17 protein-coding genes are annotated in these 18,718 nt (G+C 33.6%); 5 read left to right on the plus strand and 12 right to left on the minus strand.

Annotated features, from left to right (window positions below; translation table 11 throughout):
* Positions 1 to 7: 7 nt before the first annotated feature.
* Positions 8 to 1,396, minus strand: a complete 1,389-nt coding sequence (locus KMW28_RS07125) for a glycoside hydrolase family 28 protein (RefSeq protein WP_169663992.1) — start codon at positions 1,394 to 1,396, stop codon at positions 8 to 10.
* A 235-nt stretch (positions 1,397 to 1,631) separates the two neighbouring features.
* A complete protein-coding gene (locus KMW28_RS07130) occupies positions 1,632 to 2,135 on the minus strand; it encodes a hypothetical protein (protein ID WP_169663991.1) in 504 nt (167 codons plus the stop codon).
* 139 nt (positions 2,136 to 2,274) lie between these two features.
* Between KMW28_RS07130 and KMW28_RS07135 the strand changes: the two genes are divergently transcribed.
* Together KMW28_RS07135 and KMW28_RS07140 are read left to right on the plus strand one after the other, a co-directional pair.
* A complete protein-coding gene (locus KMW28_RS07135; RefSeq protein WP_169663990.1) occupies positions 2,275 to 3,837 on the plus strand; it encodes a hypothetical protein in 1,563 nt (520 codons plus the stop codon).
* A gap of 116 nt (positions 3,838 to 3,953) precedes the next feature.
* A complete protein-coding gene (locus KMW28_RS07140) occupies positions 3,954 to 4,577 on the plus strand; it encodes a 4'-phosphopantetheinyl transferase family protein (RefSeq protein WP_169663989.1) in 624 nt (207 codons plus the stop codon).
* On the opposite strand, the gene KMW28_RS07145 is transcribed toward KMW28_RS07140, so the two are convergent.
* Positions 4,574 to 4,759 carry a hypothetical protein gene (locus KMW28_RS07145; RefSeq protein ID WP_169663988.1) on the minus strand — a complete coding sequence of 62 codons (186 nt, stop codon included), beginning with the start codon at positions 4,757 to 4,759 and terminating at the stop codon, positions 4,574 to 4,576. The genes KMW28_RS07140 and KMW28_RS07145 overlap by 4 nt on opposite strands.
* Before the next feature lie 249 nt (positions 4,760 to 5,008).
* On the opposite strand from KMW28_RS07145, the gene KMW28_RS07150 reads away from it, so the two are divergent.
* Together KMW28_RS07150 and KMW28_RS07155 are read left to right on the plus strand one after the other, a co-directional pair.
* A complete protein-coding gene (locus tag KMW28_RS07150) occupies positions 5,009 to 8,416 on the plus strand; it encodes a CHAT domain-containing protein (RefSeq protein WP_169663987.1) in 3,408 nt (1,135 codons plus the stop codon).
* A gap of 77 nt (positions 8,417 to 8,493) precedes the next feature.
* Entirely contained in the window at positions 8,494 to 9,021 is a 528-nt protein-coding gene (locus KMW28_RS07155; protein WP_169663986.1) for a hypothetical protein, read from the plus strand.
* A gap of 41 nt (positions 9,022 to 9,062) precedes the next feature.
* On the opposite strand, the gene KMW28_RS07160 is transcribed toward KMW28_RS07155, so the two are convergent.
* From KMW28_RS07160 to hemA, 6 genes are all read right to left on the minus strand, one after another.
* Positions 9,063 to 9,770, minus strand: a complete 708-nt coding sequence (locus KMW28_RS07160; RefSeq protein WP_169663985.1) for a cytochrome c3 family protein — start codon at positions 9,768 to 9,770, stop codon at positions 9,063 to 9,065.
* Positions 9,763 to 10,821, minus strand: a complete 1,059-nt coding sequence (locus KMW28_RS07165; protein WP_066208841.1) for a ferredoxin--NADP reductase — start codon at positions 10,819 to 10,821, stop codon at positions 9,763 to 9,765. Before KMW28_RS07165 ends, KMW28_RS07160 begins: the two co-directional genes overlap by 8 nt.
* A 25-nt stretch (positions 10,822 to 10,846) precedes the next feature.
* Positions 10,847 to 11,323: a hypothetical protein gene (locus KMW28_RS07170; protein ID WP_066208838.1), complete on the minus strand. Its 477-nt coding sequence runs from the start codon at positions 11,321 to 11,323 to the stop codon at positions 10,847 to 10,849.
* Positions 11,324 to 11,484: 161 nt separating this feature from the next.
* Complete coding sequence (locus KMW28_RS07175) at positions 11,485 to 12,309, minus strand: c-type heme family protein (RefSeq protein WP_169663984.1); 825 nt, start codon at positions 12,307 to 12,309, stop codon at positions 11,485 to 11,487.
* 169 nt (positions 12,310 to 12,478) lie between these two features.
* Positions 12,479 to 12,952 (minus strand): globin family protein, encoded by a 474-nt coding sequence (locus tag KMW28_RS07180; RefSeq protein ID WP_205958175.1) that lies wholly within the window; start codon positions 12,950 to 12,952, stop codon positions 12,479 to 12,481.
* A 20-nt stretch (positions 12,953 to 12,972) separates the two neighbouring features.
* Positions 12,973 to 14,214, minus strand: coding sequence for a glutamyl-tRNA reductase (gene hemA, locus KMW28_RS07185; protein ID WP_169663983.1), 1,242 nt, complete (start codon positions 14,212 to 14,214; stop codon positions 12,973 to 12,975).
* Positions 14,215 to 14,652: 438 nt separating this feature from the next.
* Between hemA and KMW28_RS07190 the strand changes: the two genes are divergently transcribed.
* Positions 14,653 to 14,988 (plus strand): DUF6804 family protein, encoded by a 336-nt coding sequence (locus KMW28_RS07190; RefSeq protein WP_066208831.1) that lies wholly within the window; start codon positions 14,653 to 14,655, stop codon positions 14,986 to 14,988.
* Between the two features lie 112 nt (positions 14,989 to 15,100).
* On the opposite strand, the gene KMW28_RS07195 is transcribed toward KMW28_RS07190, so the two are convergent.
* The 3 genes from KMW28_RS07195 to KMW28_RS07205 all read right to left on the minus strand — a co-directional run bounded on the left by KMW28_RS07195 (position 15,101) and on the right by KMW28_RS07205 (position 18,715).
* Entirely contained in the window at positions 15,101 to 15,508 is a 408-nt protein-coding gene (locus tag KMW28_RS07195; protein ID WP_066208830.1) for a hypothetical protein, read from the minus strand.
* A 49-nt stretch (positions 15,509 to 15,557) separates the two neighbouring features.
* Positions 15,558 to 17,114, minus strand: a complete 1,557-nt coding sequence (gntH, locus tag KMW28_RS07200) for a guanitoxin biosynthesis MBL fold metallo-hydrolase GntH (protein ID WP_169663982.1) — start codon at positions 17,112 to 17,114, stop codon at positions 15,558 to 15,560.
* A 284-nt stretch (positions 17,115 to 17,398) separates the two neighbouring features.
* Positions 17,399 to 18,715 (minus strand): leucine-rich repeat domain-containing protein, encoded by a 1,317-nt coding sequence (locus KMW28_RS07205; RefSeq protein ID WP_169663981.1) that lies wholly within the window; start codon positions 18,713 to 18,715, stop codon positions 17,399 to 17,401.
* Positions 18,716 to 18,718: the final 3 nt, after the last annotated feature.

Genomic DNA, 18,718 nt, shown 5'->3' on the forward strand with positions numbered 1-18,718 from the left:
CATCAAATTATTTGATGGGAGAATAATGAATGATTTCTCCGTTGAGATAACAGTTGTCGACATGTAATTTAGAGACATCATCACTAACAATTGGAGGGCGTTGGTCCTCTTTCAAAGTAGTCAACTTGATGTCCTTCACATATACATTTTCCATATGTCTTAGATAAATTCCTGAAGTCGGTAGTGTACCTAAAAGTGAAAATTCTGGCCACCAACCTTTCATAATTTCAGGAGTTAATTCGTTGATGTTGGTCTTTTCTGCATCTTCTTTTGTTCCTTCACCCGATATAGTGAATTGAATATTATTCAATGAAATATTTTTTACCATTCCTTTAGGTAACCCCGTCATTACTATTCCCGAATTTTTATCCAACATGCTGTTATCAATTTGGAAGTTCTCGAAGGAAATATCACCCATATAATTCATAGGATACAATTCCTTAGGAGCATCAACACAGGCTCTTTGCTGACAAAAAGTAAGGAAGATAGGTCTTGGAACGCTAGTCATGGTCAAATTAGAGAACGTCATATTTTTCATGATACCACCCTCATTCATTTGAATTTTCAATCCACTATCCTGAATATTTTTGAAGGTACAGTTCGATACATTCACTCTTTCAAAATTACCTCTTGATAACAAACCAATACGAATCCCTGCCCACTTACTTTCGAAAATACAATTGTTGATGACAATATCGTAGCACCCCCTTTTTGGATCAGAAGCTTGTAGACAAATAGAATCGTCGCTTGTGTCGAACGAACAATTGGAAACCATTACGTTTTTACATCCATCGAAATCAAGTCCATCTCCATTGTGGTTGACTCTACTTCCAATACGAATTCCTTCCACGACAATTTCATCGCAATTGATCCAAGCAGACGTCCATGCTGCAGGGTGAATTAAATTGACATCCCTCATTTTGATATTGCTACATTCCAAAAAGCGAATAAGCATAGGTCTTCCTGTTTTATTGTTGAAGTTTTTAGGGTGACCATTTCCATCGATTGTTCCGTTTCCTTCAATACTGAAATTGTGTGCATTCTTAGCAAAAATGAGGCATCGATCCATGTGTGGCTCATCTTTATACATATTCTTATGCGTATCTAAAGCATACTGATTGATATCGGGGCTTCCTCTTAAAATGGCTCCATTTTCTAAGTATAATGTGATATTGTCTTTAAGATAAATAGTACCGATCAAAACTATTTTTCCAGAAGGGATAATCACTTTTCCTCCTCCCTCAGCACTACATGTGTCAATGGCTTTCTGAACCGCTTTAGTATCTAAGGTAATACCATCTCCCTTTGCACCAAAATCAAAAATTGAGTAATCTTTCGCCTTCACAGAAAAGCTAAAAAGTAATAAGGTAAGGATAGCTAATTGGTAATATTTCATTTCAAAAAATTGTTGTGATGATTAATACATCAAATGTAGAAGAAAGAGAGGAAAGGTCGGGGGAGGAATTTTATGTTTCTTGGGGTTGGATTTTGGTGGGGTTAAAATGGAATAGATAGAGGTTATTTTATTAGTTATTTAATGGTGGTAGTTTTTATCATTGTAAGAATTTAAAAAAAAAAACGAGGTAATTTAAAATTAAAACCACCTCGTCTTTTTTATAAATCAATAAAGATTAAATCTCATCAGATACTTTTTCAAAATACTGGTAGGTGATGTTGTCGTTAAAGTTTTCAATAACCAATTCATCTGAAGATAAAGTGATAATTCTAGGCTGATGAATGTTTTCACCTACTTTGAAATAAAACTTGCCTTCCTTTTTCAAAATCTTATAAGGTTCTGAAAAATCCTTAAGATACTCTTTTTTATATTCCATATAGTCATCCGGATCAATATTAGTCGGGCGTCTATAATTTGTCAACAAAGAGTCATTTTCAAATACAAGGATGTTATAGTTCTCTTTGATTGTGTTTTCGAACATCCCCTCAAAAAACTGAGCACGCATTTTCTTTTCCATAGGAGGCATATCTTCTGCAAAAGAATTTAGATTAACTTTAATGTTGGTGAGTCTCCAAACACCATTCAAATTGACTTTATCAGATTTTTCTTTTGAACATGAAAAAGAAATAGTTGAAATAAGCACTGCCAGCAAAATGCTTTTTAGACTGAAGTTGTTCATTTTATAGTAAGAGTTATAGTAAAAAATTACTTGAATTTAGAATAACTTAGGAAAACAACCAAATGTGAATAATGGTAAATAGTTATAACTCAAACAAAATACTGTCGTTTTATTAAGTACACGAATCTAAATTACTATTATGAAATCTATCAAAATTTTATTTACCCTAATCTCTGCATTTATATTTTTTGGTTGTAGTCAGGATGAAAACTTAACACCTGATCAAGCACCAGTAGAATCTCAGATAAACTCGTTATTTTCGTTTACAGATTTTACTAAAAATGGAGTGGTTGATATTGCAAAAAACGAAGACGGTTCAGTGAATATTATTGTTGAATTATCTCAGCCTGCTTCAGAACATTATGAAGTAAAACTTTATGAAGGAATGTTGGACGCTGACCTTGAAGTTCAATCCATTTTAGATTTATCCCCAATAGAATCAGGTAATACGATTTCTAGTACAGATGTATCAAATACCTATTCTTATGAGGAATTAATGTCAGCTAATATTCACCTTAGAGTGACTCAAAATAATGATCATGATGTAAAATCTGCTACTGATTTGGGAGCAAATGCTTTTAAAACTTCAGAAATAAAAACATATCCAATAATAAGAAATGGAGATGAAGTGGGAACATCAGCTTTTATTCCTAGAGAAAATGGGCCAATGATGGTTGGTGTATCACTTTATTATAAAGATTTTGAATATGGTTATGAGATCGATATTTATGCGGGTACAGCCCTAGAAGGAAATAATGAAAATGTATTGATCGATTTAATTGATATCAACGAGAGAACAAGTAAATCGAATTCATATACCAACCTTGATGAGGGATATGCCTTACCGATTGATATTGAAGATGGTTACTTGAGAATTGATAGAGTTCCAACTCATCAAGGAGAGGAGTATTATTCGAAAACAGATATTGGTGGGAATGAATTAACAGGTAGATCTATTAGTTATGATTTTGATCGCCCAGGTAGTGAAGATAGAATTAACGGTTGGGTGAAATTAGAAGAAAGAGTTAATGGTAATACTTTATTCTCATATCAAATGACTGGTGAAGTGATTCCATCATCAACATATGCAGTTAACTTAAACGATAATAATTATATTCTACATGGTGAAAATGTTGCAAGTTTAGGAAAGTTTCCTGCCAACTTCGAAGGTGTAACGTATGCAGATGTTAAAGGTTTAAAAGATGGTAGTGCAATCAGTTATGATCAAATCATTGAAGGTACCTATTCTGTAAGAATGAATAAATCTAATGATCCAGATTATAATGGAAAAGAAGTATATGCAGTGTCGGATATTGGTCAGGCTGCATTGACAGATACAATGTATGAGGCTGATATTACATTTACTCATCCCGATTTTATGAATGAGAACATGAATGTGAAAATCTATAAACGTTTAAATGGTTTCACTCTATTGGAAGTTGAAGGTAGTGATTATACTAATGATAATATTTTCCATGATCTGGAATTATATACTGGTAAAGATCATGAATCTCAATCATCCTCTAAAGTAGCTTATATGATCTCAATAGATCGTTATTATCATGGATATAGAGAGACATCACCTTATGAGGATCCGAATAACAAAGAAATCACTTTCGATGAAATGATGGAACAAGGTGGTCATTATAGACTTCTTGATTCCGATGGAGAAGAAATTGGTTATGCAGTTTTACCGAACTAGAAAATAGTTTAAAATATTAAGATTATTTCCCTGCTGTTTAGATATGGCAGGGATTTTTTATATCAAACAACTATATTTTTCTTACTTTTGATGCTACGATTTTAATCAGAAACCAAATGAGCAAGAAACCCTACGATTTATATACCACAGCAGAAGATAGTCTTAAAGGTGATATCAATTTATTAGATGGTGACGAACGTAAACGCTATAAACGCTTTTTAACTGATCAGAAGAAAGAAGAATTTCTAATGGGCCGTACGTTTCTAAAGCATTGTTTATCTAAACATCTAAACATACCTCCCAAGCAAATATCATTTAGTTATTCTAAAAATGGTAAACCTTATCTTTCTTCTATATATGGAGCATCTGTATTCTTTAATTTATCACATAGTAATGGGTACTTTGTGGTAGGTATTAGCAATAAGGAATTAGGGGTGGATATGGAACCCATCACCAAACTGGATGAAAAGAAACTAAAGTGGTTTTTGTCTCCTCAGGAGTTAAAAGAGGTACAGTCTATTACTGACGAAAACCAACGAAAAATGTCTCTATTCAAGTTATTTACAATGAAAGAGGCATTTATTAAAGCGACGGATAAATCCTTTGTCTTATCTGATTTTTCTTTTTGGTATGTGGATAATGAATGGAAGCTTCAGGTAGAAGATACGCATTCTTGGAAGTTCGATACAAAAATGATCGGTAATGAAATCACGATAGCGATCTGCTATCAAGAAGACTAAAAAATAATGATCAATTCTCTGACAATCTTAGCGAAAATAACAAACAATAAAAAAGAAGTGACAATACTTAAAGCAATTGCTTCTTTCTTAAATAAGCCTAGATAACAGTAGATGTCAGTAAATTTGATACTACCGAAGATGATGAATAACAATCCGGAAATGATAGTGACTATTTGTTGCATAATTTAGATGAGTAACCGAAGTTATATATACTACTATTTAATATGTTACAAAGGTTGACGAACAATAGTTATAAATAGTTGTTAGAGGATAAACATTTTTTGATTTTTTAAGACAAAGTTCTCCTTAATTTTTGATAAGCATAATGTTACTATCAAAAATAAAATAAGAAAGAGTATCTGATTTTAATTTAAAAACCTAAACTACTATCTTAGATGAGGTAAAGAAGATGGATCTTATAAACTCAAACTATGCATCAAAAACTCCTCTTATTTTTAGCATTTTTACTAAGCTTTTCACTATGTTATTCTTCTGATAATAGTAAAGATACCTATTCAGCAAAAGAGATCATTAGCTTATCAAATAAGGGCAATTTAAATGAGGCAAAATCAAAAGCAAAAGAGTGGCTGAATTATGAAACTAAGATTCATGGACCGAAGAGTATTCATAATACAGTACCTTTAATCGTATTGGGTAGAATATGTCTTAACCGACAGGAATACTCGGAAGCTACTGTTAATTTTCAGAAGGCATTAGATATTTTTGATGAAACAACCGGATGGATGTTTCCCGATTATGCCATTTCTCTCAATTATCTTTGTACCTCTTACTTACTTCAGGGCAGAACTATTGAACCTAAAAAACTGATGCCCCAAATTCAGAGTATCTTAGACAATACTTTAGGAGAAGCGAATACAAATCAAGTTCATTTTTATGCCAACAAGGGGTTATTGTCCTTATTGGAGGAAGATATTGAAACGTCAGAAAACTATTTTACTCAGGCAAATGATCTTGCCAAAAAAGTAGAAAACAATATTAATTTCGATAACGATTTTTCCGATTTACGAATATATACGGCCAAGCTGTATAATGCATCAAACCGTCAAGATGAAGCCATACGTATTATCGAAAAAGAGTTAGAGGTATTGGCTGATAAAGGTTGGGATAAATCGGCCAATTATGCTAGAGCACAAATGGTTTTAGCCGTATCACTTATGCTGGATGGTCAGTATAGTCAATCAGAGCAATTGATGTTGGAAATAAGGAGCCGAATTGAAAAAATTTTAGGTAAAGCTCATTTTTCTTATGCAGCGATCAATAAGAATATAGCACTGTTGTATTACTACCAAAGTAGATTCGATGAATCAGAAAAGCTGTTGGAAGAAGCGGTTCAAATTTATAGAAAAGACCAAAAAGAAAAATATAACTTATCGGAATGTTTAGTGGGCATTATCAATCTTAAATTAAAGAAAGGAGAGTATACTAACATCGAAAAGTTGATAGAAGAGGTAGAGCGTTTATTAGAAGATAACGCTAAAGAAAACCTTTACCTGCAAACGACTAAGGCACGATGGCAAATCATTAAAGGGGAATTTGTAAAAGCAGAGATATTATTAACCTCTCAATTAGATAGATTACGCTATAGCCATAAAATGTACACTAGAAATTTTGTGGAGTCTTACCTCGATTTAATTGAGTTACAGATTTATGTAGGAAGGACGAAAAGTCCAGAAATGTTATTAAAGCAAGGGGAGAAATTGCTTAGAGAGGCAGGGCAAGATTCCACCTTAAATTATGCTGAAATTTTATCGGTGTCAGCATTTCTAGATGAATATGAGGGACAATATCATGCAGCTCTAAAAAAGTTAGAACAATCTGAAAAATTATTGATGAGTTTCTGTGGAAAAGATCACCTTGGGATAGGGATGATCAATGAGCAGAAGGGGAGAAATTATTATTATCTCAATCAATTGGATTCTGCCTCTTATTGTATCAATCAAGCACTAGAACTATATGATGATAAACTCAAAAAAACGGAGGTACATTTCATTCATGCTCGAATTTATAAAGCTTTAATTTATTTAAAAAGAGAAGAATATGCATCAGCAATAAAGGAGTTTGAACAACTTTCTGAACTTACTTTTGATGGAACAATTTTAAATACTAGGGTAAGGGCAGATTGGGCATACACTTTAGCACTAAGTAAAGAATGGGAAAAAGCCGAACAATTAATAATTGAAGCAGTAAAAGACCGTTTCGAATTTTATGATCTAACTATGAGGTATTCAAGTTCTCAGGAAAAAATGAAATACCTCAATAGTACAAACAGGTTATTCGATCGTTTTTTCGACATTTTTGATTTAATGGGTGATGAGGTGTCTCCAGAAATGCTGATGTATTGTTACACCATTCAAATACGGTTCAGGGATTACTTTTTAGTGGAAACAAGAGATCGATTGGATCATATGTATGAGTATCGAGAAGAACGATTAAACCAAGGTTTCCCATCCTATACCAGCAAGTTATTGAAAGGTAGGGATCAAATTGCTACCGTTAATTTTTTATCCAATGAGCAAAGAGATTCCTTAAAAGTAAATATCAATAAGCTGCAATCGAAAATCAATAACTTAGAAAAGACCTTGGTGTTAGCAAGTAACAAATACCTCGGGAAACAACAATACAACAGAGATTTAAGCTTTGAAAGTGTACGTCAAAAGCTTGGTGATAATGAGGTGGCTATAGAAATCATCAAATTAAGGACTTCAAAAACACACTCGAATAAGTATATCGCTTTATTGGTGAGTAAAGAAATTGATCACCCTTTAAAAGTAGATTTAGGAGAAAGTAATTTCTTGGAAGGAAAAGTATTCTATAATTATCAAAGGAAAAATACACCCCTTGGAAGAGGTTTAGAATTTATCAATGAGGAGCAAAATGATGATCCTTATGATAATTATTGGTTGCCTATCAAGAAGACATTAGCATCTTTGAATATTAACGCAGAGCGAATCTATTTAGTCACAGATGGAATTTATAATCTGATTAATGTAAACACACTAAAGAATCTAAAAACAGACCGCTATGTACTAGAGGAGGATTATATCCGTCAGCTGACAAGTACGACCACATCATTTGATTTGATAATAAACAGAAATAAAAAACATAAAACGGCTTATTTGGTCGGTAATCCAATTTTTGATGAACGTTTACTTGAGGAATCAAAAACGAGGGGTTCAATAAGCAAAGGATTGAACGTACGCTTAGCTGAATTGCCCGGTACAGGAAAAGAAATATCAAATTCTCACCAATTATTACTTAAAGGAGGGTGGGATGTAGAGGTCTTTACTAGGGAAAAAGCGAAAGAGGGTATTTTTAAAAATATGGAAAAGTCACCGGATATTATTCATATTGCAACTCATGGTTTTTTTATCAATAACTTCAAAAATAGTATCAACGAAAATACATTATTGAAATCGGGCCTTTTCTTTAGTGATTACACCAATAGCGATTCAAGATCACTTCAGGAAATATATGAATCTGGAAACGATGGTATTCTAACTGCTTATGAGGTAGCGGGACTTAACCTGCAAAATACAGAACTACTTATCCTATCGGCATGTCAATCGGGAGTTTCAGAAGTGAAAGAAGGGCAGGGGATTTCGGGTTTGCAATATGCCTTTTCTATTGCAGGTGTAAAATCTGTGGTGATGAGTTTATGGAATGTAGATGATCAGGCCACTCAAGAGCTAATGACCAAGTTTTATGAGTATTGGAGTGATAATAATGATCGACATCAAGCATTCAGGAAAGCCCAATTGGATATCTTAAAAAAGTATGAAAGGCCCTATTATTGGGGAGCTTTTGTGATGATTAATTAAGGCATAAGTGTAGAAATTACATGATATTTTCTTATATTTAGTTCATAGAACCAATACAACAAACCTAGAAGATTATCATGTCGGAAATTAACAACATCTATTTTAACAAACACAAGCTGCAAAAAGAGAAAAGGATAGCACAAATTTTATTGATGACTTTGTGGGTATCTCAAATACTTTATCTCATTTTTCTCAATAATAAAACGTTTTATACACTAGCTCCAGGCATCATTATTCCGCTTATTTTCAGTGTTTTTGTACATTATCGAGTGTCTTACTTAAATCGAATGTACTTCTCAAATACACCAGCAATTACGTTTGATTACGAGAAAATTCAATTGTACAATCTAAAGCGTATTCCTTGGGATAGAGTAATTGATATTCAAATCTGTCACCCTAAAAGAAAGTTTAAACATGCCGAATTAAAAATCACTTACTTCGAAAATGAAAAACTGTTCTATGTAGATGAAGTAGATATTTATAAAAAATACTCTTTACATCAGGGAAGTGAATCGATAGGATTGAAATATGTCGATTTTCCTTTAGCAGAGCTGAATTACTTACTCAACAGTAAAAGACGATTAAACTTAACTATCAATAATTAAATCGATAGTTAAGTAGACATCATCTTATTAGTAGGTAGTTATTATTCCTTAGCTTCGGCTAAAAACTCTTCTTCAGTAGTCGCATAATACTTTTTGATATCCGCATAAGGGGAATCTTCTCCTTCGAAGTAAGCTTTAATTTCTGCAATCGGAATAGTATCTTTTAATGTGGCTGAAGCTTCATAGATATGATTGCCATGGAAATCGTGACACTGTAAACAGGTATTCCAATTCTTTTTGGCGATGAGCTCTTTATGAGAAATCTCTAAAGGATCATTCTTCATCTCTGTGTCTTCATGACAACTCTGACAATATCCTAAATTAGTTTGAGTGATTCTTACCCCATTGTGCTCTTGATGACAAGACTCGCACTGAGTCACCCCTAATTCTTGTCTTGCTTCAGCAAAACGAGGTTCCTCAAAACGATGTAGAGGGTGTCTGTCGTTTTCTCGATCATGACACGCTAAACATTTTTGAGTATCCACATTTTCTGTTCCAAAATTGGCTTCTGTTCTTCTTAGACCTACCGTGTGCATCACATTGGCTTGCAATTGTTGAAAAACATTGCCTTTTGCAGAAGTGTGACAAGAAGAACATTGAAGTTCTTCATGTCCTGTATTTAATGGGCCTTTACTTAAATAGTCTTCATTAGCTGGGTGAGACAAGACTACATAACATATACTTGTGATAAAGAAACCAACACTTAACCCAATCCATTGTCGGCGTCTTTTTCTACTTATTTTAAGCATATTCAATGACTACATCGTTAGAAACTGGATGACAAATACAAGGAAGAATATAGCCTTCATCTTGTTGTTCTTTACTCAGCACATGCCCATCTCTCATATAGACTTCACCTTGTTTCACTTTAGCCGTACAGCTACCACAAATACCATCCATGCAAACATAAGGCATGCTTAATTTATGATCCAAAGCAGCTTCTAAAATGTTACTTTTGGCTTGTACCGTAATGGTATGTTCTGTGCCTCCTCGAATAATTTTCATTTCTCTATTCTCAAGGAAAGCACCTACTTTTTGCATTTCTTGAGCAGATGGAGGAGGAGCAGAGAAACGTTCTATATGAATGGTCTTTTCGTCTACACCTGCAGCTTTTAAACCTTCTTCGGCTTCGATCATCATTCCCGATGGACCACAAATAAAATATTCTGTTTCCTCAGCTGCCCATTTTGGTATCTTTTTAAGATATTCAGCCACCTGAGATCTTTCCACTCTACCTTTATAGCACTCTTTAAAATCACCCGGTTGTTCTATAATATGTACCAATTGAAGTCGGTCGACAAATTGATTCTGGTAGTTCATTAAGTCCTTATTGAATATGATGGATTCAACATCTCTGTTGCCATAAAATAAGGAAACAATACTTTGAGGTTCGAGATGAAGAATTGATTTCAAAATGGATATCAAAGGAGTAATACCGCTACCGGCACCAAACAAAACAATATGTCTTTTCAGTTTAGCATCAGGCTTGATAGTGAAATCACCCATTGGGTAAAGCACCTTTATTTTTTCTCCCTTTTTGATATTATCAAATAGAAAGTTCGATACTTTACCATCCTTAATTCTTTTTACGGTTACACTCACTGTTTGATCCACCTTTGGAGCAGAGTTTAAAGAATAGCATCTTCTTTCGACTTTTCCATCAACATTGACCAATAGCGTTAAAAATTGACCAGGAGTGTATTTAATTTTTTTAAAAAACGGTTGTTTAAAGTGAATACTGATAGCATCAGGTGTTTCCTGTACTACATCGACCACTTTTAATTTTATAATCTTTTCCATGAGTTTCTATGTTTTTAGTTGTGAGTTACTCGTAATAAAACACCACCCAAATATGATAGAAGGTCATAAAAGTGATGAAAACAGAAAAGCCTACATGAATAATCATCCAGCCTTGAAAAACGAGTTGAGATTTTGATTTAAGGACTTGCAGGTTGAACATCCCCATCAAAAAGTTGAGGAAGAATGTAACGCTCAATACCATTAAGTAGGCAAACCCTAGTTCCATAGAATGTATATAAAATAGGAGAGGAGTAAAGGCTCCCAACCAATTATGGATCTTATGAAACAAGATAGAACGGCTTTCCCATTTTGGGGTAATACGCACTAAGCTTAAAGTCCATTGAAACAGAATAATAATCATGAGCCCAAGCCCTGACCACCTTCTGTAAGATTGTTCTTGTTGTAAACTGTAAAGGGGTTCCCACCTCAGTTCTAATGCATCTTGTAATACAAATAATAGAAAGAGAAAACCACCAATATAAATGTAATTTTGCTTGCTCATAACGATGAGATTTAGATGGACCGCACCTCCGGGGTTGTAATACATCACTATTGGCCAGGTGAAAGTGGGGAATACCAATACATAATAGTTGGAGGCGCGGCATCATCATACTAACTATTGATAGTAAATATTAAAAATCACAAACTTCTGATAGAATTCTTTTAAAGTTTTAGTATCGCATTTAAAGTTTCTTCAGAGGCCAGTTCCCCAACTGAATCTAAGAAAATGGTAGGTTCTGGTAATTGATAACCTTCTGCAGGCCATTCAACTCCAACAACAGGGATATCACTATCTTTAAATGTCTTTGTTTTATCAATGTATTTCTGGAAGGTAGACGAAGCTCCATTTCTATATGCCATAATCATTTTTTCCAGCTCATCGAATGATACAGAGTCTTCAGGATAAGTCCATGTTGTTGCTCCTTGAATATCTCCCAATACCCAATCCGATTTAGTAGTTTCAGGGTGTTGATTGTGACAGCTGACACAAGCACCAGCCGATGCAAAGTCAGGGAACATAGCTGTATAGAGTTTATTTTCCTCATCGAAGAAAAATTTTGGCTGTTCGTCTTCTCTCATCTGTGCAAACAGTTCAGCTTGTTTACCCTTGAATTTATTCGATTTTCTAATGGGGAAATCCGAACCAAGAAACAACCCAAGTGGCACTTCTGTGTCTTTTCTGATTTCTCCAGCAATTCCTCTTAAAAATAGAGCAGGTAGTGGACCAGCTTCCACATGGTCTTTTTCCCAATCTTCATCGAACTTAAGTCCTTTCTTTTTGCCAGCACCCACAATGGCTTTAGTGTATAATGTTCTGGCTACATCATTTTCTTTAGCGACAATTGTAAAAGCCTCTTCAATAGAATACTTTTTCGAGGAAACTTCGGTTCCAGTATTGTCTTCTAGTAATGGTTGACAACTAAAGTTTGTCAAACCAATAATAAATAAAATGAAAGTTGTCTTAATAATGTTAGATCTGAAAGTCATGATTGTAGTGTATTGTTTGAAACATGTGTATTAAAAAATCAGTAGCAATAGCAATGGCTGTCTGATATTAATTAAGCGTGATTGTTAAAGGTGGGCGAAGGGACACCGAGTGAAAAGCCCCTTGCCCATGTACCATAGAATGGTTACTCATGAAAGAGTCGATTGTTATTTATTCAACAGTTTCTACAGTTGCGGCAGCTTCTTTCATAGTCGTTGCCAAAACAGTATAAACAGTTGTCCAAGCTTCTTGTACTTCATCTGTCCAGTCGTCGCCTAATCCTACACCTAAAGTGTAAAGTAAAGCCTCTGCAACAGTATCATAGTGTTTATCTTCTACTTGATACACTACATGTCTTCTACCCAAATCTTGTACTACAGGAACTAACGCATCTAAGTCGTTTAATCCATTCACTGCAGCAGCAAGCATAGTCATCAACTTTTTACCTTGTTCTTTGATGTCTGTTTTGAATAAAGGTCTTAAAGAAGGATCCAGTTCAAAAAGTTTGGTGTAGAAAATTTCTGCTGCTTTATCAGAAATTGGTGCCACCATAGCAAAAGTGTTTTGCACAAGTTTTTTTTGTTGTGAAGTGATCGGTCCTTCTTCTTTTTTCTTCTTACCGAAAAGTGATGATAAAAATCCCATAGTAGAGTAAAATTTAGTTATTATGATAATATTTCTTCCTTGTCAAGAGTAAACAAAGCAGTTAATGCCTCGCTTAAATCTGCAGAATCTCCTCTTTGACAAGCTTTTCTTAATTGTACTGCAGGTAGACTAATAATCTTATTGATAAGTTGATTAGATACCTTTTCTGCCGCAGCAATTTCTTCTGGGTTCATTTCTTTTTTGAAGTTGGCTAGGGATAACTCTCTTAACTCTTGCAATTGTTGTTTAAGGAATCGTACTGTGGGAACCATATTTTGCTCCTTTTTCCAAAGTGCAAATTGATGAATACCCTCTTGAATCAAAGTATTTACTTTTTCAATCTCTGATTTTCTAGTAGCTAATGTTTGTTCTTTGTATTTACTTAAATCGTCTATATTAAGTACCTGACAACCGTATTTAAGTAGTTGAGAATTGATCGATCTAGGTGTTCCAAGATCGATTAATGTTTTAGGATAGGCACCATCAAAATCACCTACACCAAATGTTCTTGAATTCCCGTCTACACAAGAAATAATGTGATCAAAAGAAGATAAATGTGCATTGAGTTGATCGTAATGTAGTAGCTGAAAACCTGTTTCATTACACATTTGTATCGCCTTTGACATGGTCCTATTCGTTAGGAAAACATTCTTCACATTTAATCTAGAAAGATAGCCAGCGACGTTTTTTCCCATATCGCCAATACCGATAATTAATGTAGTTTCATGTGGTAAGTAAGTGTCTTTTAGAAGTTTAGCGGCATTGTAGGCACAAGATGTAGCTCCTTTGAGAAATTCAGTTTCGTTAAAGACTTTTTTATGAACATTAAATAAAGTGTGCATTAAGCGGTGCAGGTAACTTTTACACATACCCACTTCAGTAGCAATATTGTATGCGTTTTTTAACTGACCATAAATTTGTAAATCACCTAGAATAAAGGAGTCTAGACCCATACCCACCTCTAATAAATGTTTAATGCCAGCCTCATGCTCATAAGAATCAATGTATTTATAATACTTTTTGGAAGGAAGTTCACACTTAAAAGCACAAAGTAATTTAAGGATCAAATCAGTTTGATTGGATTCGCTTAGATAATAGACTTCCATTCTATTGCAAGTAGATAACACTATAGCTTCTTGAATATTTATAGTGTCATTCAGTTGTAATAAAAATTCAGAAGTCTCTTGATCTGATAAGTAAAACTTCTCTCTAATGTTTATTGTAGCGTTGCGATGAGAAATTGAAAAAGTATAAAAGTTCATTGATATCTTTGTTAGTAGGGAATAAGCGTGACTTAATTCCTTTTGTTACACAATCTTTAAAACGTTAAGTTTTGTTTGCTGACTCTACAAAAGTAGAATAGGCATTTCCTTTAAACTATGTGATATTTCATCTTAGTAATAGTTTTTAATTGCATAATTATCTGTCATTTGACAGTTTTTAATGAAAAATCGAAAAAATGGTCTGAATATTAATTATTTAACAATAAAGGTATTGTTATTGTGATGATATTTATGGAGTTTGTATATAAATAGCAGTGTTTTGATTGTGAATATTTTCATATAACTGAATAATCTAAACACTTTACACTGTTTTATAGAGTGTACGAAAATTAATTCATTAAACAACTTTATCGTATAACGGTTATCCCTTAGACATAAATTTGTTTTATTATCCATCAACCAACTTCGACTATAAAAATGATTAACTTCTTTATAATTTGCGCCACATTATTGTTCCTCTCAGTATTTCCCTTACCTACTGAGTACTATGTATTTTTAAAAGTAATTATTAGTATTGGGGCCGTTCTTGCTTCTGCAAGAGAGTGGAAAATGTTTCAACGGTTAACCGTTCACTTGTTAGGGTTTGTTTCCATCTTTGTTGTTTTTAATCCATTATTTCCATTAGAGATTGGTAGTAAGTTAGTTTGGATTTTTATTGATTTCGCAGCAGGTGGTTTATTTGTGTACTACTCATTATTCAGAAAGGTGAGTATTGTAAATAAGTTTAGGAAACGAAAGACTGAAAAAGTGTAATCATTACTAAAAACCAATAAAAAACCTATATCAATTTACTAAAAGCAGCAATAAGAAATTTTGGCTTTGATGATTCAATTCATCAAAGCCTTTTTTAGTTTTTGGGGGAAGATCAATTATCAAACTTAAAGTATTCGTTAGCAACTTCACCTTCCGGGTAAGTGGTAATTACTACTTTAATTCCTTTATTATCAGCGGTAAGATTAAGAATAGTTCCTCCCTTACACTCAATAATGTTTTGGTATTTTAAATTTTCAGCAAATAGAGTATTAAAATACTTAGTTTGTTCTTCATTACACATTTGGTGAAATAAACTTTCTGCCAATTCCAAAGCAAGAAAATCATAATCTTCAATATTTTCCAAAGCGTTAAAATGATCGGTAAATACAACGGTGTCATCTTCCAAGGTAACTTTTGTATGTTCTTCTGAACGTAAAGCCATAATGGCAATTTCTTTTGTTTGAGCGAATGAAGTGATTTGAAATAAAAGGAAGATGGATAGAGTGATTAACTTTTTCATAATGATATTTTTTAGTGCCGACCCGAAGGCCGGCTTATTATTTTAATAATTATTTATTCTCTGTGTTATCTAATTTATAATCTCTGCTTTTGATGAAATTACCATCAGAATCGAAGTCTGTTCTTCTTCTCTTCATTGAAGAAGGAATCTTTTCTGTAGGAACGAATATTGGTTTATCTGATGGCCATACTGGCATTAACTCTGGTTGGTATCCTTCTGGGTAGTACTCTTCTGGTTTATACTGCATGTCTCTAATATATTGGTTCTGCATGTCCTCTCTTTTCTTTCTTGGAACTGGTACAATCATACCATCGTTTGCAGATACCTGAGATCCTGCCTGAGGAGGTGTAGCATTTGGATAATCTGGTAACTGACCATCTCTTACCCAAATTTTATCTTTTGTGACATTCACAACCACTCCATCAAAACCAAAGTGGAAAGGACCGTTATAATGTTCTCTAACTTCTGCCACCATTTCGTTGTTGGCATACAAATCGTCGAAGGTGTGAGTGGCCATCGCTAATCTTGGATTGGCATCATCGTATAATTTACCGGCTGCATAAGCAGGGTTGTGGTGCGTATCGATGGTATATCTAGAAAGTACTGCCGGAACACCATATACTTGAGAAGATATTGAAACTACTTCTACTTGCATCTCTGTAATCAAGACATCGGCGTCTTTACCATATTTAGCGGTTAATTTATTAGGTCTACCATCACCAGAGAAAACAACCGACATACCTTTGTATTCTACTCGGTAAGCAGAAGCTCCATCTTTACAGTGTGCTTGTTGCCAGTGGATCACTTGAATTCCATCTTGGTCATAGATTACACCACCATCATCAGTGAAATCGAATTCGTTTACTTCAATTTCCCATCCTCTACCAATAGGGAACACATCGAAAGCATCTCTGTGCCATTCCGTCATCATCTTCATACCTTCAACCATGTGTGCTGTACCGTATTTAGGTTCAGAACCCGATGGTCCAGTAATTCTTAGAGGTTCGTTCCATCTACCGTTCCATGCACCAAACATATACACATAAGGTAATGCACCGTAGTGGTCAACATGCAAGTGAGTTAAGAATACGTCGTTGATCTCGTTTAAGGCAATACCAGCACCAACAAAGTTAGCAACCGAACCTTCTCCAATATCAAAGATTAAGTTCTTACCATTGCCAAATTGTATTAAGATAGAAGTATTGGCTTGACCTGGACGAATCATTGGAGAAGATCCCATAAATATGATTCTAATTTCTTCTTCCAAAAGATCCTCTGTGTTAGGATACCAATTGGCTGCTGAAACCATATGATCCATTGGAGCGATTCCTTCAAACATTAAACCTTCATTCCACCTTCCTAATGGAACACCTGCTGTTAAAGTGGTCATTAATTGAGCAGAATCTGTTTGGAAAACACCTGCTTGATTTTTTAAATCATTAATGTCATCAGTAACTACACTTTCTTTATTGTTAACATAGCCAGCAGCTTTTGTACCTGTTCCTTTATAATCACCTTTGTAATCATTTGGACCTTGATCGTATTGTGCTACAACATTGAATGTCATAAATAAACTGATAGCAAAAAGAGATATTAATTTTTTCATTTTAGTGAATTTTTTAACTTAACCAAATGGTTAAATTAGGTTTATGATTTTGCAAATTGATTTGATTATTAACTTCAAATCAAGAGAGTATAAATTTTATCATCAAATATTATTGGTTGATATTAAACTTATATTTAACTAAACGGTTAAACTGTGTTTGGGTTGCGGTATTTAAATTGATTAACAATAATAATTTAAATAAATAGAAAAAGGCTTCCTTTCGGAAACCCTTTTTCATCATCATCATCTATATATTAATCAAAGTGAGGTTGTTTATGGTTAACCTACTTTGTGATATATACTCCGTTGTTATATAATTGAGTGAGTGTATTGTTTAGATTAGAATCATCATCTAGTGGATTATTTTTTATGTTGAGATATTCCAACTGCTTTAACTGAATAAGTTGATTAGGAATTTTCTCAATCATATTGCTACTAATATTTAATTCTTTTAATTGATCTAATTGGGTAATACCCTCTGGAAGGTCTGAGAGTTGATTATCATAAATATCAAGTATTCTTAATTTACTAAGTTGTTTGATATTGATAAATCCTCTCAGTTTGTTATGATGAATGTAGAGTGCTTGCAAATTCTTTAATTCACCTAATTCATCAGGAACATCTTCCAAAAGATTAAATGAGAGATAGAGCTTAGTTAAGTTTTGTAGTTGTCTAATATCAGCATCAACCTCAGTAATCTGATTATGATAGATATCTAATTCTTTTAATTGCTTTAATGAAAATACTTCTTTTGGGATTTCCTGGATCTTATTTCGGTAAAGTATCAAGTTTTCTAATTGAGTTAATTGTCCAATAGACTCAGGAATTTCTGCTATGTTATTTGACGCTAGTAGAAGAACCTTTAATTGTTGTAATTGACCAATTTCTTTGGGAATAAAGTCAACAAATCCTTCATTAATAGATAAGTTGGATAACCTTTTCATTCTACAAATAGAGTAGGGGTCGATTAAAGCACTCGATCGATCAAGGTTTAAACTTTCAATTGATTTACACTTGTGGATTCTTTTGGTGTTTATCAAAGGGTTATTTCCAATACGAAGCACCTTAAGTTTCTTAAGCTTACGTAAACCTTTTGGTAACTGAGAAATACCACAATCACTTAAATCCAAATACTCTAGATTTTTAAACTTCTTTATTTTAATCCTTTTATCTGAAAAATCATTTTGAGATAAATTTAGATATCGAATATTTTCTATCGATTTTAAATCTGTTGGAAATTGCTTTAGTCGATGATTGGTAAATACGAGGGTATCCAAATTTTCTAACCCTACAATTTTATCTGGAATTTGATTTAAGTCAGTTGCACTAAATTTGATTTTATGTTCTTGATATGAAAGTGTAGTACAGTGACTTAATACCTCAATACGTTTTTCTTTTCTTCTTTTTTCATCTCGTTCTTTAATTCTCTGAGCAGAGGTTATATGATAACTATTTTTTAAAAGAGTCTTATGAAGTCGTTTAGATTTGAATGCTACTATCTGTTCAACCTGTTTGTGCTTGATATCTTTTCTACTTTCTTGAGCAAAAATAAACGAACAATAATTGATAAATAGGAGTGAAAGAAAAAGTTTGATATTCATGAA

It is taken from the genome of Flammeovirga yaeyamensis, from assembly GCF_018736045.1.
GTDB lineage: Bacteria > Bacteroidota > Bacteroidia > Cytophagales > Flammeovirgaceae > Flammeovirga > Flammeovirga yaeyamensis.

Bases quoted from the DNA above. Each gene is read 5' to 3' on its own strand.
- KMW28_RS07160 (WP_169663985.1), bottom strand. From the start codon at position 9,770: ATGCTTAAAATAAGTAGAAAAAGACGCCGACAATGGATTGGGTTAAGT.
- KMW28_RS07135 (WP_169663990.1), top strand. From the start codon at position 2,275: ATGAAATCTATCAAAATTTTATTTACCCTAATCTCTGCATTTATATTT.
- KMW28_RS07175 (WP_169663984.1), bottom strand. From the start codon at position 12,309: ATGACTTTCAGATCTAACATTATTAAGACAACTTTCATTTTATTTATT.
- KMW28_RS07180 (WP_205958175.1), bottom strand. From the start codon at position 12,952: ATGGGATTTTTATCATCACTTTTCGGTAAGAAGAAAAAAGAAGAAGGA.
- KMW28_RS07125 (WP_169663992.1), bottom strand. From the start codon at position 1,396: ATGAAATATTACCAATTAGCTATCCTTACCTTATTACTTTTTAGCTTT.
- KMW28_RS07155 (WP_169663986.1), top strand. From the start codon at position 8,494: ATGTCGGAAATTAACAACATCTATTTTAACAAACACAAGCTGCAAAAA.
- KMW28_RS07150 (WP_169663987.1), top strand. From the start codon at position 5,009: ATGCATCAAAAACTCCTCTTATTTTTAGCATTTTTACTAAGCTTTTCA.
- KMW28_RS07140 (WP_169663989.1), top strand. From the start codon at position 3,954: ATGAGCAAGAAACCCTACGATTTATATACCACAGCAGAAGATAGTCTT.
- KMW28_RS07130 (WP_169663991.1), bottom strand. From the start codon at position 2,135: ATGAACAACTTCAGTCTAAAAAGCATTTTGCTGGCAGTGCTTATTTCA.
- KMW28_RS07165 (WP_066208841.1), bottom strand. From the start codon at position 10,821: ATGGAAAAGATTATAAAATTAAAAGTGGTCGATGTAGTACAGGAAACA.
- KMW28_RS07190 (WP_066208831.1), top strand. From the start codon at position 14,653: ATGATTAACTTCTTTATAATTTGCGCCACATTATTGTTCCTCTCAGTA.
- KMW28_RS07195 (WP_066208830.1), bottom strand. From the start codon at position 15,508: ATGAAAAAGTTAATCACTCTATCCATCTTCCTTTTATTTCAAATCACT.
- gntH (WP_169663982.1), bottom strand. From the start codon at position 17,114: ATGAAAAAATTAATATCTCTTTTTGCTATCAGTTTATTTATGACATTC.
- hemA (WP_169663983.1), bottom strand. From the start codon at position 14,214: ATGAACTTTTATACTTTTTCAATTTCTCATCGCAACGCTACAATAAAC.
- KMW28_RS07205 (WP_169663981.1), bottom strand. From the start codon at position 18,715: ATGAATATCAAACTTTTTCTTTCACTCCTATTTATCAATTATTGTTCG.
- KMW28_RS07170 (WP_066208838.1), bottom strand. From the start codon at position 11,323: ATGAGCAAGCAAAATTACATTTATATTGGTGGTTTTCTCTTTCTATTA.
- KMW28_RS07145 (WP_169663988.1), bottom strand. From the start codon at position 4,759: ATGCAACAAATAGTCACTATCATTTCCGGATTGTTATTCATCATCTTC.